Source organism: Sagittula sp., assembly GCF_052825245.1.
The window spans coordinates 25,947-40,866 of the sequence record NZ_JBRBWD010000048.1 but is presented as its reverse complement, the minus strand read 5'-3'; the positions used below and the strand labels follow the sequence as shown (position 1 = coordinate 40,866).

Genomic DNA, 14,920 nt, shown 5'->3' with positions numbered 1-14,920 from the left:
ACTTCGCGGGGCGCGGTCAAAAGCTTCCGCTCGCAGCCTTGGGCCGTTTTCGCCCCAAAGCTTTCATGGGGCTTGACGATTCGATGAACAAGGAAGTAACCAGTTAGTGCGTTATCTGGCGACCGTCCGCGATGAAGGGCGGTGCGGCACCCCGGAGGGGCCGGGACATCACGCGTGTTTCAGGAGGACGGCACAGCGCCGTTGAGGGAGGAAAACCATGTCGAATTTCATCAAGGGCTTCATCGAGAAAGAGAAAATCAACCGCCGGAACTTCCTGTTCGCGTCGGCCTACGGGCTGGGCGGGGCGGCGGCACTTGGCGCGCTGGGTCCGAACATGGCGCGGGCGGCGCTGACCGACCCGACCATCGCGTGGTCCTACCGCAACCGCACCAACCCCTACTGGAACGAGATCGTGTCGGGCGGCGAGGCCTTCGTGCAGAGCCTCGGCATGTCGAAGGATGCGCTCACGCACCTCATCAACGAAGGGTCGTCGGAGAAGTCTCTGGCCGACGTAAAGGCGATTCTGGCGAAGACGGGCGGCAACCTCGCGCTTGCCATCGACACCAACGACGCGCCGAACGCGCGTCCTGTGGTCGAGGCGGTGGCGGAAGCGAACGCCTATGTCTCGACCCTGTGGAACAAGACCGACGACCTGCACCCGTGGGATTTCGGCGACAACTACGTCAGCCATATGAGCTGGTCGGACGAGGGCCCGGCGGAAGAGACCGCGCGCATCCTGCTGGAGGCGATGGGCGGCAAGGGCGGCGTCGTGCACCTGGGCGGGATCGCGTCGAACAACCCGGCCATCGAGCGCTTGCAGGGCCTGAAGAACGCGCTGGAGGATTACCCGGACGTGGAACTGCTGGCGGCGGAACCGGCTGACTGGGACACCCAGAAGGCCAACCAGGTGATGTCCGCCTTCCTGACGCGCTACGGCGACGAGATCACCGGCGTGCATTGCGCCAACGACACCATCGCCTATGGCGTGCTTGAGGCGCTGCGGGCCGAGGGGATCGAGGACATGCCCATCGTGTCCTATGACGGCAACCCGCAGGCGGTGCAGCTGGTGGCGGACCGCAAGATCCTGGCCACCGTGTTCACCAACCCGCACTGGGGCGGCGGCATCACCGCGGCGCTGGCCTATCACGCGGCCATCGGCACCTTCAAACCGTCCGAGGAACCCAACGAGCACCGCGAATTCTACGGCCCGACCATCATGGTGCAGCCGGAGGACGCGCTGGAGTTTAAGGCGAACTACCTCGACAGCGTGCCGAGCTACGACTGGAACGACTTCTGGGGCCCGTCGAACGGACCCATCGCCTACAACTGATCCGGGAGGACCGGGCCAGCCGGGCGCGTTCCCGGCTGGCCCATGCGCCGGATGACGGTCAGAGGACCGCGCCGGCCGCTTTGGGGAGGACACATCTTGGCCATCACTGAAACCACGGGCAGGACAGAGGGCGCGCGCAGGGCCGGTGCCGGGATCGGGCGCGAGACGCTGGCGAAATGGGCGCCGCTTCTGGTGCTTCTGGTGCTCTGCGCGGTCTTCGCCGTGATGGAGCCGCGCTTCCTGTCGACACGCAACTTCGCGCGCATCCTGATCGCCGCCTCGCCCGCGCTGATGGTGGCGATCGGCGTGACCTTCATCATCATCATGGGGTCCATCGACCTGTCGATGGAGGGGACGGTGTCGGTCTGCGCGGTGTCCTTCGCCTTCTGTTTCCTCTGGCTGGGGGGCACGCTGGCCAGCTGGGCCTGGCTTGCCATTCCCGTCGCCATGCTGGTCGGTGCGGCGCTGGGGTTCGTCAACGGGCTCATCCACGTCAAGCTGAAGATCCCGTCGTTCATGGCGTCGCTCGCCATGGGGTTCGTGGGGACGGGGCTTGCCATGGTGATGACCGGCGGCGACCGCATCCGCATCGAGGACGAGCTGTTCCGCGCGCTTCTGACCCAGCGCATCCTGAACTTTCCGCTGATGGTCTATGTCGCTGCGGTCTTCCTGCTGATCGCGTGGTTCATCCAGACGCGCACCACGCTGGGCCGCAACTTCTATGCAGTGGGCGGGGGCGAGGATCTGGCGATTGCCTCCGGCCTGAACGTCAACCGGGTGCGGATCATGGGGTTCACGCTGGCGGGCGTGTTCTTTGCGGTGGGTGCGCTGCTGGCGGTGGGGCGCATCGGCATCGCCGAGACTGCCACCGGCAACAACTTCATGTTTCTGTCGATCACCGCGGTCGTGGTCGGGGGCACCGCGCTTTGGGGCGGGATCGGCGGCGTGTGGAACACGCTGGTCGGCGTGCTGATCGTCTTTGTCATCGGCAACGGCATGGTGGTGATCGGGCTGCCCGGCTACGTGCAGGACGGCGTGCTGGGCATCCTCGTGATCCTTGCCGTGATCCTGTCGACCAACCGCAAAACCATCAGCTTCGTGAAATAGGGGGCGGGTCGATGTATCAGCTGAACAAGGTCGACAAGAAATTCCCCGGCGTGCATGCGCTGAAGGCGGTGGATTTCCGCATCGGGCGCGGCGAGATCGTGGGCCTCGTGGGGGAGAACGGCGCCGGGAAATCGACGCTGATGAAGGTGATCTACGGCACCTATCAGCCTGACGGCGGCACGATCACCATCGACGGCAGGACCGTCCGCTTCCAGAACCCGCGGCAGGCGATGGACCATGGCATCGGCATGGTGTTCCAGGAGCAGTCGCTGATCACCAACCTGACGGTGATGGAGAACATCTTCCTCGGGTTCGAGCAGCAGTTCGTGCGCTGGGGCGTCATCGACTGGAAGGCGATGGCGGCGGCGGCGAAACGGCAGCTTGCCAAGGTGCGGCTTGAGATCGACCCGGCCACGGTCACGTCGAAGCTGTCCTTCGCGCAGCGGCAGCTGGTGGAGCTGGCCAAGGTCCTGACCCTTGAGGAACGCATCGAGGGCGACCTCGTGATCCTTCTGGACGAACCGACCAGCGTCCTGGCGCGAGAGGAGGTGGAACTGCTGTTCCGGCTGGTGCGGGAACTGACGAGCCGGGCGTCCTTCATCTTCGTCAGTCACCGCATGGACGAGGTGCTGGAACTGTCTGACCGCATCTACGTGATGAAGGACGGCGAGGTGGTGGACGTCGTCGATCACGACACCGCCCGGGTCGAGGAGATCCAGCACAAGATGGTCGGCCGGGACGTCGACAAGGAATATTACCGCGAGCAGAAGCAGAAACCCTACGATCCCTCGCGCGTGCTGGTGCAGTTCGACCGGGTGAGCGTCGCGGGCAAGTTCAGCGACATCTCCTTCGACCTGCACCCGGGCGAGGTGCTTTGCCTTGTGGGCACCGAAGGCTCCGGGCGGGAGGCGATCCTGCGCACGGTCTTCGGCCTCGAACGGCCGACCTCGGGCCGGGTGGAGGTGAAGGGCAAGCCCTACCACCGAACGAGCGCGCAGGAGGCGGTGGCCCGCGGGGTAGGCTACGTCCCGCGCGAGCGCAAGGTCGAAGGCATCGTGACCGGCATGAACGTCTACGAGAACATGACCCTCAGCCAGATGGGCAACTACGCCTCGGGCGGGGTGCTGCGCATCGACCGGGAAAAGGCGCTGGCCGAGGAATGGATCAAGCGCCTCTCGATCAAGACGCCCGATATCTACAAGGATTGCGGCGGGCTGTCGGGCGGCAACCAGCAGAAGGTCGTGCTGGCGAAGTGGCGGTCGGGCGGGTCGGACATCATCCTTCTCGACCACCCCACGCGGGGGCTGGATATCGGGGCCAAGGAAGACGTCTACGACATGGTGCGCGAGATGAGCGCCGCCGGTGCGGGCATCGTGCTGGTGGCCGACACGCTGGAGGAGGCCATCGGCCTCAGCCACACGATCCTCGTCCTGAAGGACGGGGCGTTCCAGAAACGCTTTGACGGGTCACCGGGCGACAAGCCGTCGCTTTATGACCTCGTGCATCACATGATCTGAGGGGGACGGCATGTCACTGGAGAAACTGAAACCCTGGTTCCCGTGGTTCACGCTGGCGGTGCTGGTGATCCTGGTCGGCGCGGTCAACCCGGCCTTCTTCAACCCGTCGGGCATGGTGGCGCTGGTGGCCGATATCGTGCCGCTGTTCATCATGGCGCTGGGGATGACCTTCGCGATTTACATCGGCGGGATCGACCTGTCGGTGCAGCAGGTGGCGAACCTCGTGACTGTGGTGGCGACCGTCTACCTGGCCCAGTTCGGGGTGCTGGTCGCCGTGGTCTGTATCGTGGCGGGCTTCGGCATCGGCGCGCTGTCGGGCTGGATCACCACGCGGCAGTTCGTGCCCTCCTTCGTTGCGACGCTGGCCATGGGGTTCATCGCGCTTTCCGGCGCGCGCTACCTGTCGGGCGAACGCGCGCTGTCGATGGATGCGGAGATACGGGACGCGAGCTTTGGCTGGATGTTCGGCAACACCGCGGGCGTCCCGCACGAGCTGATCATCGCGGGCGTGCTGCTGGCGGTGGCGTGGTTCCTGCAGACCCGCACCACCTTTGGCCGCGCGCTGAAGGCGGTGGGGGCAGGGGAGCTGGCCGCCGTGGCCTCGGGCCTGAAGGTCGACCGGATCAAGATCCTCGCCTTTGCGCTGTCGGGCACCTTTGCCGCGATTGCCGGGCTGATGTTCTCGGTCAAGCTGTCGGGGGGCGACGCGAACCTGGCGAACGGGTTCCTGATCCTCGCCATCGTGGCGGTGCTGGTCGGGGGCACGCCGCTGACCGGCGGGGTCGGCGGGGTCATCAACACTCTGGTCGGGACATTGATCGTTGTCGTGATACGCTCGGCCATGGTCTACCTCGAGGTGGATGCGACCATGCAGCAGATGATCTTCGGCATCATCCTGATCGCTGCCATCGCGATGACCATCGACCGGTCGAAGATGAGGATCGTGAAATGATGCGTGCGGCAGTGCTGAAGGAACCCGGGCGGTTCGAGATCGAGGAGCGGCCGATCCCGAAACCCGGGCGCGGCGAGATCCTGATCCGGATCGCGCGGGTCGGCATCTGCGGCACCGACCTGCACATCTTCAACGGCCATTACGCGGCAGAGAGCCTGCCCATGGTGCCGGGGCACGAGTTCACCGGCACCGTCGCGGCGCTGGGGGCGGGGGTCGATGGGCCGGAGGTCGGGACGAAGGCCGTGGTCGACATGAACATCGGCTGCGGGCGCTGCTACTGGTGCCGCCGCAACGAGATCCTGAACTGCCCCGGGATGCAGCAGATGGGCATCACGGTGGACGGCGCCTTTGCCGACTACATGACGGTGCCCGCGCGTCTGGTGATCCCCGCGCCGGAGCATGTGCCCTTCGAGGTGCTGGCCCTGACCGAGCCGCTGTCCTGCGTGGTGCGCGCGGCGCGCAAGGCGCAGGTGACCTTCGGGCAGTCGGCGCTGGTGATCGGCGCGGGGCCGATCGGCAACCTGCATGTCCAGCTTCTGCGGACCATCGGGGTCGCTCCGATCATCGTCACTGACCTGTCCCCGGACCGCGTGCGCATGGCGCTGGACTGCGGCGCGGACATCGGTGTGTCCGATCCGGGGCAGTTGAGGCAGGCGGTGATGGAGGCGACCGACGGGCGGGGCGCCGACCTGGTGATCGAGAGCGTGGGCAACCCGGCGCTATACGCCGCCGCCCTGCGGCTGGTGCGCCGGGGCGGGCACCTTGCCGCCTTCGGGCTGACCGGCCCGGACGAGACGCTGGCGCTGCCGATCCTCGACACGATCCTGCAGGAGAATTCGGTCAAGGGGTCGGTCGCGGGAATGGGTCAGGACATGCACGACGCGCTGACGCTGCTGGTGCACGGGCGGCTGAAGACCGAACCCTTCACCCGCGCCAGCTTTGCCCTCGACGACATACAGGCGGCGTTCGACACGCTCGGCGACCGGCCCGGGGACCTGAAGACCCAGATCGTGATGAGTGAATGATGCAGGAGGAGACACGGACATGGCCATCACCACCGAAGCCTATACCTCGCAGCCGCAGGGGCTGATCCCCAACAGCCGCTTTCCGCTTCTGGTGCATCGCGGCGCGGTGCCGGGCGGCGGGGCAGAGGCGCTGAAGGAACGGTTCCGCAGCAACGGCTGGTCGAACAACTGGGATTACCCCGGCATCTACGAATACGCGCATTTCCATTCGACCACGCACGAATGCCTTGGCTGTGCGCAGGGCTGGATGGAGTTCTCGCTGTCCGTGGGCGAGGGCGGATGGACAAAGGTCCGGATCGAGGCGGGGGACGTGATCGTCATGCCGGCGGGCGTCAGCCACGAGATGACGGCCCAGTCCGAGAACATCCACATGTGCGGCGGCTATCCCGACGGGCGCGACTGGGACGACATCCAGGAGCAGTTCCTGACGCAGGAGGATTACGTCCACGCCTGCAAGCGGATCATGATGCTGCCCATTCCCGCCCGCGACCCGGCCACCGGAGAGGCCATGCCGCATTGGCACGCCGCGCCGTCCTCTGTCGATGGCGGGTGGAACGACTGGCGGCACGCATTGGACAGGCGCAGCTGAGCCGCGCCCGACCCCACATCAGGAGAGACAGATGGATACCAGCAGCACACGGCTTTCGCTGCCGTCCGAACCGCGCGCGTTCGGCTTTTTCGTCGACGGCGCCTTTGTGCCCGCCGGACCCCGCGAGGTGTTCGAGCGCCGCTCGCCCGGGCATGACGTGCCGGTGACCCGGATTCCGAAATGCACGACCGGGGATCTCGACATGGCAGTCGATGCGGCGCGCGCCGCCTTCGACGACCGGCGGTGGTCGGGCCTTGGCGGGCAGGCGCGGGCCGCCGTGCTGCTGAAGGCCGGGGCGCTGATCCGCGAACGCGCCGAGGAGATCGCCTATTTCGAAACGCTGGAGAACGGCAAGCCGATCAGCCAGGCGCGCGGCGAGGTGGCGGGCTGCGCGGACATGTTCGACTATGCCTCTGGCCTTGCGCGGAGCCTGCACGGCGACAGCTTCAACAACCTCGGCGACGGGATGCTGGGCCTTGTCACGCGCGAGCCGGTGGGGGTGGTGGGGATCATCACGCCGTGGAACTTCCCCTTCCTCATCCTGTGCGAGCGGGTGCCCTATGTGCTGGCCTCCGGCTGCACCATCGTTGCGAAGCCTTCGGAGGTGACGAGCGCCACGACGCTGATCCTTGCGGAAATCCTGACGGAGGCGGGTCTGCCCGACGGCTGCATGAACGTGGTCACCGGATCGGGGTCCACCATCGGGCAGGCGCTGATCGAGCATCCGAAGGTCGACATGCTGTCCTTCACCGGGTCGACCGCCGTGGGGCGGCGCGTGGTCGAGGCGGCGGGCCGGTCGAACTTCAAGAAGCTGGGGCTGGAGCTGGGCGGGAAGAACCCGCAGATCGTCTTTGCCGACGCCGATCTTGATGACGCGGCGGACGGGGTGGCCTTCGGCATCGCCTTCAACACCGGGCAATGCTGCGTGTCCGGGTCGCGGCTGATCGTCGAACGCCCTGTCGCGGACGCATTCGCGCAGAAGGTGCGGGACATGCTGTCCCGGGCGGTGGTCGGCGATCCGCTGGACGAGGCGACCCAGATCGGCGCGATCACCACCGATGCCCAGAACGCCACGATCCTGTCCTACATCGCGAAGGGGCAGGCGGAGGGTGCGCGGCTGATCTGCGGCGGCACGGCGCTGGATTTCGGGCGCGGCCAGTACATCGCGCCGACGGTCTTCGGCGACGTGACCGCCGACATGGCTATCGCGCGGGAGGAGATCTTTGGCCCGGTTCTGACGGTCATGCCCTTCGACACGGTCGAGGAGGCGATCGCCATGGCCAACGACACCGACTACGGGCTTGCGGCGAGCGTCTGGACAAAGAACATCGACAAGGCACTGATGGTCACACGCCGGGTGCAGGCGGGTCGTTTCTGGGTGAACACCACGCTGGCCGGCGGGCCGGAGCTGCCGCTAGGCGGGTTCAAGCAGTCCGGCTGGGGCCGGGAGGCGGGCATGTACGGGGTCGAGGAATACACCCAGGTCAAGTCGGTGCATGTCGAGATCGGGAAACGCACGCCCTGGATCGCGTGAGGGGGGATCATGTCGGAGGAGTATGACTACATCATCGTGGGCGGCGGGTCGTCGGGTTGCGTGCTGGCCAACCGGCTGACCGAGGACGCCTCCGCCCGGGTCCTGCTGCTGGAGGCCGGGGGCAAGGACACGCATCCGCTGATCCACATGCCGGTGGGCTTTGCCAAGATGACCACCGGGCCGCTTACCTGGGGGATGGTGACGGCGCCGCAGAAGCACGCCAACAATCGCGAGATCCCCTATGCGCAGGCGCGGGTGATCGGCGGCGGCTCGTCGATCAATGCCGAGGTGTTCACCCGCGGCCATCCCGCCGACTACGACCGCTGGGCCAACGAGGAAGGCTGCGAAGGCTGGTCCTTTGCCGAGGTGAAACGCTACTTCCTGCGCTCCGAGGGCAACACCTTCCTGGCCGGGGAGTGGCACGGGACGGAGGGCGAGCTGGGCGTGTCGAACCTGAAGGAGCCGCAGCCGATGACGCGCGCCTTCCTGCAGGCCTGCCAGCAGCGCGGCATTCCCTACAACCCGGATTTCAACGGCGCGGTGCAGGAAGGTTCGGGCATCTACCAGACCACCACGAAGAACGGCCGGCGCTGTTCGGCGGCGGTGGGGTATCTGCGCCCGGCGATGAAGCGGCCCAACCTGACCGTCCGGACCGGGTGTCTGGTGCACCGGATCGTGGTGGAGCGGGGCCGCGCGGTTGGCGTCGACTATGCGCAGAAGGGGACGCGGACGACGGCGCGCGCCGCATCGGAGGTGCTGCTGACTGCCGGGGCCATCGGATCGCCGCGGCTGATGATGCTGTCGGGGATGGGACCGGCGGCGCACCTGCGGGAGCATGGCATCGACGTGGTGGCCGACCTGCCCGGCGTGGGCGAGAACCTGACCGACCATTTCGGCATCGACATCGTGGCGGAGCTGAACGGGCACCAGAGCCTCGACAAGTACAACAAGCCGCACTGGATGGCCTGGGCCGGGGCGCAATACCTGCTGTTCGGGTCCGGGCCGGTCACGTCGAACGTGGTGGAGGGCGGGGCGTTCTGGTATGCCGACCGCTCCCTGCCGATCCCCGACCTGCAGTTCCATTTCCTTGCGGGCGCGGGGGCGGAGGCGGGGGTGCCTTCGGTCCCGAAGGGGTCGTCGGGCGTCACGCTGAACAGCTACGCGGTGCGCCCCAGGTCGCGCGGGACGGTGCGGCTGCGGTCCTCCGACCCTGCGGCGCTGCCCGTGGTCGATCCGAATTTCCTGGGCGACCCGGAGGATCTGAAGACCTCGGTGGAGGGGGTGAAGATCAGCCGCGAGATCTTTGAACAGGCGGCGCTGCAGAAACATTTCCGCAGGATCTGCTTTCCCGACGACAGTGTCAGGACGCAGGCCGAATACGAAGCCTATGCCCGCCAGTTCGGGCGCACGTCCTACCACCCGACCTGCACCTGCAAGATGGGGCCGGAGAACGATCCCATGGCGGTTGTCGATCCGCAGCTCAGGGTGCGCGGCGTGGACGGCCTGCGGATCTGCGACAGCTCGGCCATGCCGAGCCTGATCGGGTCCAACACCAATGCCCCCACCATCATGATCGGCGAGAAGGCCGCCGATCTGGTGCGGGGAAACCGCTGACGCACTTCCCTGTCGGACCTGGGGCGGCCTGAGCGCCGCCCCCTTTTCCGTTGCGTCCGCGCCTCAGTCGAAATCGGGTGCGTAGGGCACGAGGTCCTTGCCGACGATCCGGTAGCCGGTGCGGGTCATCTCCTCGATCCGCGCCATGTCGATGGACGAGAGGGTGAAGTCCATCACGTCGAAGTTCGCGGCGATGTTGGCGGGCTTTTTCGACATGGTGTTGATGCTGACACCCTTCTGAAGGATCCAGCGCAGCACGACCTGCGCGGCGCTCTTGCCGTAGGTTTCGCCGATCTCGCCGAAGATCGCGTGTTTGAACACCTCGCCTCGCGCCACGGAGCAGTAGGAAGCAAGTGGGATGCCTGTCTCGGTCGCGGCGGCCAGCAGCTTGTCCTGGTTGAGCAGCGGGTGGAATTCGACCTGGTTGGTGACCAGTGGCGCGTCCACGATGGCGCGGGCGTCGTGCATCATCTGGGCGGTGTAGTTCGACACCCCGATGTGCCGGGCCAGCCCCCGGTCGTGCGCCTGTTGCAGCAGCTCCAGCGACAGGCGGATATCGCCGCCCGGCGTCGGCCAGTGCAGGAGCAGCACATCCGCCTGGTCGATCATCAGCTTCTTCAGGCTCTCCTCGACCGAGGGCAGGAACGCCTTTTCGCTGAAATTGGCGATGTCGACCTTGGTGGTGATGCACAGCTCGTCACGCCCGAGGCCGGTGGCCCTGAGGGCCGCGCCGGTGTCGGCTTCGTTGCCGTACATCTGAGCGGTGTCGAAGGCGCGATAGCCCACCTCGGCGGCGGCGAGAACGGCATCGTGCAGTTCCTGTCCCGTCAGGGGAAACGTGCCGAACGAGCGTTGATAGGTCTTTTCGAAATAGATGGTCACGGTTGGCTCTCCCTGTGAATGGGCCGCGTGATCCGCGTGACGGGCGGCAATATCGGGCTTGATCGTGGCACGACTTGGCGGCATATTACAAATAACCAGTTAGTTACTAAGAGGCAACCGGATATGTCCAAGACCGCGACCGCAGAGGAGGCCGTCCGCCGGATCGGGGATGGTGCGATCGTCGCCGTGAACGCGTCGAGCGGGCTGTGCTGTCCTGACGCCGTGCTGGCCGCGCTTGGCGCGCGGTTCGACGCGACGGGATCGCCGCGCAACCTGACCTCGGTTCATCCGATCGCGGCCGGGGACATGTTCGGCACGCCGGGTGTGGATCACATCGCCAAGCCGGGGATGCTGACGAAGATCATCGGCGGGTCCTACCCCTCGGGCCCGACGAAGGCGGAGCCGCCGAAGATCTGGCAGATGATCACCGCCGGGCAGGTGAAGGCCTACAACGTGCCCTCGGGCATCGTCTTCGACATGCTGCGCGAGGGGGCGGCCAAGCGGCCCGGCGTGCTGACCAAGGTGGGGCTGCAGACCTTCGTCGATCCCGATCTGGAAGGCTGCGCGATGAACGACGCCGCGCGGGCCGAACCGCTGGTCTTCCACCGGGAGTTCGAGGGCGAGGACTGGCTTTATTTCCCGGCGATCCGGCCGGATGTGGCGATCATCCGCGCCACCACGGCGGACGAGCGCGGCAACCTGAGCTTCGAACAGGAGGGCGCCTACCTCGGCGCGATGGAGCTGGCGCTGGCCGCGCGCAACTCAGGCGGGCTGGTCATCGCACAGGTCAAGAGGGTAGCGCAGAACGGCTCCATCCGGCCGCATGACGTGCGCGTGCCGGGCATCCTGGTGGACGTGGTCGTCGAGGCGCCCGAACAGTTGCAGACCACCGCGACCGACTACGACCCCGCCATCTCTGGCGAGTTGATCCGCCCGCTGCACACGTTCCGCCCGGCGGAGTTCAACGTCGGCAAGGTCATCGCCCGCCGCGTGGCGCAGGAGTTGCGAGAAGGCTGGGCGGTGAACATCGGCTTCGGCATCTCGGCCAACGTGCCGCGAATCCTTGTCGAGGAGGGGTTGCACGGCGCGGTCACCTGGATGATCGAGCAGGGCGCGGTGGGCGGCGTGCCGCTCTTGGACTTCAAGTTCGGCTGCGCCGCCAACGCGGAGGCCTTCGTCGCCTCGCCGCACCAGTTCACTTATTTCCAGGCGGGGGGATTCGATGCTTCGCTGCTGTCCTTCCTCGAGGTCGGGCGGGACGGGTCGGTCAACGTCTCGCGGCTGCGCGGCGTGCCGCATCGCACCGCCGGGGCCGGGGGATTCGTCGACATTACGGCGCGCGCCAGCAAGATCGTGTTCTCCGGCAATTTCAACGCCGGGGCGAAGATGCGGGTGGAGGACGGGCAACTGGTGATCGACAGCGAGGGCAAGGTCGCGAAGTTCGTCGATGCGGTCGACCAGGTGTCCTTTTCGGGCGCGCGGGCGCGGGAGCTGGGTCAGGACGTGACCTACGTGACGGAACGCTGCGTGATCCGGCTGGTCGAGGGCGCGCTGGTCGTGACGGAGGTGGCGCCGGGGCTGGACGTGCAGCAGGACATCCTGGATCAGGCGGCCACGGAACTGCGGGTTGCCAACGATCTGAAGACCATGGACGCGGGTCTCTTCCAGCCGGGGCCGATGGCGCTGGAGCTTGCCCGGGCATGACCGGCTGGCAGCATCTTTCGCTGGAAGCCGGGGGCGGGATCGGCGTGCTGCGCCTGACGCGCGAGGACAAGCGCAATGCGCTCGACGCGGCGATGATGGAAGCGCTTGCCGATCTTTGCCGGCAGGTCGAGCGGCGCGAGGACATTGGCGTCCTGATCCTGACAGGCAGCGGGTGCAGCTTCTGTGCCGGGGGCGACATTGCCGCGTGGAGCGCGGAAGGCCCCGCCGCGTTCGGGCGCCACTGGGTGCGCGACGGCCACGCGGTCCTCGACCGTCTGGCCCGGCTGCGGCAGCCGGTGATCGCCGCGCTGAACGGCCCGGTGCTGGGCGGCGGGCTGGAGCTGGCCGCCTGCGCCGACTACCGAATCGCCGAGGACCATGTGCGCTTCGGCCAGCCGGAGACCGGGCTGGGGATCATCGCGGGGTGGTCGGGAACGCAACGCGCCGTGCGCCGCTTTGGCGCGCAGGTGGTCCGCCGCATGGCACTGTTCGGAGAGGTGTTGTCGGCGGAAGAGGCCCTACGCGCGGGTCTGGCCGACCGGGTGGTGCCGCAGGGGGAGAGCCTTGTGGCGGCCCGCGATGTGGCGCAGACGCTGTTGAAACGCGGGCCGCTGGCGACCGAGTTGACCAAGATGCTGATCAATGCCGCCGAGGGCGAGGAGCGGGAGCGTGTCCTCGACTCCCTCGCCGGGCGGATCGCGGCGGCCAGCGAAGAGTTGCAGGAGGGCGTCGCGGCCTTCAGGGAGAAACGACCGCCGGATTTCGGCGGCAGGGGAGAGTGAACGATGATCCGACATCTTGTGCACCTGCGGTTCCGCGGGGACGTGGACGCGGCGACGAAACAGGCGCTGTACGACCGGCTGGACGGGCTGGCCGACCGGATCGACGGCATCGAGGATTTCCAACACCGGCAGAACGTCTCGGTCGAGACGCCGCTGGTGCGCGGTTTCCTCGACATGTTCTGGTTCGATTTCCGCGATGCGGAGGTGCGTGACGCCTACCTTGTCGACGAGGTGCATCAGGCCATCGGCGCCGATATCGTCGCCTGTGTCGAAGGTGGCGCGGAGGGTGTCTTCGTCTGTGATATCGAGCTCTGACGCGCCCCTTGTCGGGGGCGGTCAGGCGTAGATCATCAGCCGGTTCACCCCGCGTTGCACGGTTTCGCCGCGCTGGTTCGTCACCTCGAAGTCCAGAGTGGCGACCGCGCGCTTCCCGTCAGAGGTGGCGCGCAGGCCGGTGACGGTGATCGTTGCGGCGATGCTGTCCCCGGCGAGGACCGGGGCGGCAAAGCTCCAGTCCCAGCCGAGCGAGGCCAGCGCCGCGAACTGCGCCGGGGCCTGGTTCTTCAGCCCATCGACCAGAGACAGCACCAACAGCCCGTGCGCCACCCGGTCGCGGAACCTGTGGCGCAGGGCGGCGTCGCGGTCCATGTGGATCTCGAACCGGTCGCCGGTCATGGCGGCGAAGGCGTCGATCAGCGCAGGTGTCACCGCGCATTGCCCGGTTTCGATCACGTCGCCGGTACGGAGGTCGGCCAGGCCATACCGGCCCGGCCCGAGTGTCCTGCCGCTCATGGTGTGGGGGCGTCTTCTCGCAGCAGCCCCTTGGCCTTCAGGTCCGCCCAGAACGCATCGGGGATCGGGTGGCTGAACCAAGCGAGGTTCTGCTGCAACTGCTCAACCGTCCGCGTGCCTGCCATGAAGGTCGGCACCGCGGGGTGCGCCACGACGAACTGCAGCGCGGCGGCGGGCAGGGGCACGTCGTAGTCGGCGCAGACCGCCTCGATCCGGCGGACGCGGTCCATGATCTCTGCCGGGGCGGGCGCGTAGTTGTACTTTGCGCCCTCCTTCGCCCCGGTTGCGAGGATGCCGGAGTTGAATCCGCCGCCGACCACGACAGCCGCACCGCGTTCCTCGCAGAGCGGCAGGAACTCGTTGAGCGACTCCTGTTCCAGCAGGGTGTAGCGCCCGGCCAGCAGGAAGCAGTCGAAGTCGCGCTGTTGCAGGGCGGCGTGGCAGACTTCCCACTCGTTGACGCCGACGCCGATGGCCTTGACCACACCCTGGTCGCGCAGCTCCGACAGCGCCTTCCACGCGCCGTCCATCGCCTGTCTGAACACTTCCGGCTGCTCGGTCCCGCGGGTGAAGACGTCGATGTCGTGGATGAAGCAGATGTCCATGCGTTCGAGGTTCAGCCGCTGCAGGCTGTCCTCGAAGCTGCGCATGGTGCCGTCGTAGCTGTAGTCGAAGTGCATCGTGAAGCGCCCGGCGTTGGTCCATGGCGCGTAGTCGATGTCGGCCTTCCGCGCCGGTTTCAGGATGCGCCCGACCTTCGAGGACAGCACGAAATCGTCGCGGTCCTTCCAGCGCAGCCCGTGGCCGGTGCGCAGTTCGGCCAGCCCGTGGCCGTACATCGGCGCGGTGTCGAAGTAGCGCACGCCCTGATCCCAAGCCTCCCGGATCATCGCGTCCGAGGTGTCCTCGTCGATCTCGCGAAAGATGTTGCCGATCGGGGCAGTGCCGAATCCGAAGGGGGTCACCTCCAGATCGACGCGTCCGAATTTCACCTTCTCATCGGGTTTCATGCCGTCCTCCCATAAGTAACTGTATGGTTATATAGCGCAGATCGGCGGCGGCAAATCAACCCTCATGAGGGACTTGACCAAA

14 protein-coding genes are annotated in these 14,920 nt (G+C 66.8%); 11 read left to right on the top strand and 3 right to left on the bottom strand.

Features of this window, described 5'->3' with window-relative positions:
* Positions 1-217: 217 nt before the first annotated feature.
* The 8 genes from ACU0DV_RS20555 (at position 218) to ACU0DV_RS20520 (ending at position 9,668) form a co-directional block, all read left to right on the top strand.
* On the top strand, positions 218-1,330 hold the full coding sequence (locus tag ACU0DV_RS20555) for a sugar ABC transporter substrate-binding protein (RefSeq protein ID WP_100931645.1): 1,113 nt from the start codon (positions 218-220) through the stop codon (positions 1,328-1,330).
* A 96-nt stretch (positions 1,331-1,426) separates the two neighbouring features.
* A complete protein-coding gene (locus ACU0DV_RS20550; RefSeq protein WP_446242379.1) occupies positions 1,427-2,437 on the top strand; it encodes an ABC transporter permease in 1,011 nt (336 codons plus the stop codon).
* Between the two features lie 11 nt (positions 2,438-2,448).
* Positions 2,449-3,954: a sugar ABC transporter ATP-binding protein gene (locus tag ACU0DV_RS20545; protein ID WP_370314079.1), complete on the top strand. Its 1,506-nt coding sequence runs from the start codon at positions 2,449-2,451 to the stop codon at positions 3,952-3,954.
* Between the two features lie 10 nt (positions 3,955-3,964).
* Complete coding sequence (locus tag ACU0DV_RS20540; protein WP_283984116.1) at positions 3,965-4,906, top strand: ABC transporter permease; 942 nt, start codon at positions 3,965-3,967, stop codon at positions 4,904-4,906.
* On the top strand, positions 4,903-5,931 hold the full coding sequence (locus ACU0DV_RS20535; protein WP_446242378.1) for a zinc-dependent alcohol dehydrogenase: 1,029 nt from the start codon (positions 4,903-4,905) through the stop codon (positions 5,929-5,931). Before ACU0DV_RS20540 ends, ACU0DV_RS20535 begins: the two co-directional genes overlap by 4 nt.
* A gap of 19 nt (positions 5,932-5,950) precedes the next feature.
* Positions 5,951-6,520 carry a hypothetical protein gene (locus ACU0DV_RS20530; protein WP_100931642.1) on the top strand — a complete coding sequence of 190 codons (570 nt, stop codon included), beginning with the start codon at positions 5,951-5,953 and terminating at the stop codon, positions 6,518-6,520.
* 31 nt (positions 6,521-6,551) lie between these two features.
* On the top strand, positions 6,552-8,054 hold the full coding sequence (locus tag ACU0DV_RS20525) for an aldehyde dehydrogenase family protein (RefSeq protein ID WP_446242377.1): 1,503 nt from the start codon (positions 6,552-6,554) through the stop codon (positions 8,052-8,054).
* Between the two features lie 9 nt (positions 8,055-8,063).
* Positions 8,064-9,668 carry a GMC family oxidoreductase gene (locus ACU0DV_RS20520; protein ID WP_446242376.1) on the top strand — a complete coding sequence of 535 codons (1,605 nt, stop codon included), beginning with the start codon at positions 8,064-8,066 and terminating at the stop codon, positions 9,666-9,668.
* Positions 9,669-9,731: 63 nt separating this feature from the next.
* Here the strand turns inward: ACU0DV_RS20520 and ACU0DV_RS20515 are convergent, their stop codons facing one another.
* Positions 9,732-10,550, bottom strand: coding sequence for an aldo/keto reductase (locus ACU0DV_RS20515; protein WP_446242375.1), 819 nt, complete (start codon positions 10,548-10,550; stop codon positions 9,732-9,734).
* Positions 10,551-10,673: 123 nt separating this feature from the next.
* Between ACU0DV_RS20515 and ACU0DV_RS20510 the strand changes: the two genes are divergently transcribed.
* From ACU0DV_RS20510 to ACU0DV_RS20500, 3 genes are read left to right on the top strand one after another with little or no spacing between them, the layout of a single operon-like run.
* On the top strand, positions 10,674-12,254 hold the full coding sequence (locus ACU0DV_RS20510) for an acyl CoA:acetate/3-ketoacid CoA transferase (protein WP_446242374.1): 1,581 nt from the start codon (positions 10,674-10,676) through the stop codon (positions 12,252-12,254).
* Positions 12,251-13,036, top strand: a complete 786-nt coding sequence (locus tag ACU0DV_RS20505) for an enoyl-CoA hydratase/isomerase family protein (protein WP_446242373.1) — start codon at positions 12,251-12,253, stop codon at positions 13,034-13,036. Before ACU0DV_RS20510 ends, ACU0DV_RS20505 begins: the two co-directional genes overlap by 4 nt.
* 3 nt (positions 13,037-13,039) lie before the next feature.
* A complete protein-coding gene (locus ACU0DV_RS20500; RefSeq protein WP_446242372.1) occupies positions 13,040-13,351 on the top strand; it encodes a Dabb family protein in 312 nt (103 codons plus the stop codon).
* A 21-nt stretch (positions 13,352-13,372) separates the two neighbouring features.
* On the opposite strand, the gene ACU0DV_RS20495 is transcribed toward ACU0DV_RS20500, so the two are convergent.
* Complete coding sequence (locus ACU0DV_RS20495) at positions 13,373-13,828, bottom strand: MaoC family dehydratase (protein WP_446242371.1); 456 nt, start codon at positions 13,826-13,828, stop codon at positions 13,373-13,375.
* The gene (locus ACU0DV_RS20490) at positions 13,825-14,838 is read right to left on the bottom strand and encodes an aldo/keto reductase (protein ID WP_100931634.1); all 1,014 of its coding nucleotides are present in this window, start codon (positions 14,836-14,838) and stop codon (positions 13,825-13,827) included. Before ACU0DV_RS20490 ends, ACU0DV_RS20495 begins: the two co-directional genes overlap by 4 nt.
* Between the last annotated feature and the right edge of the window lie 82 nt (positions 14,839-14,920).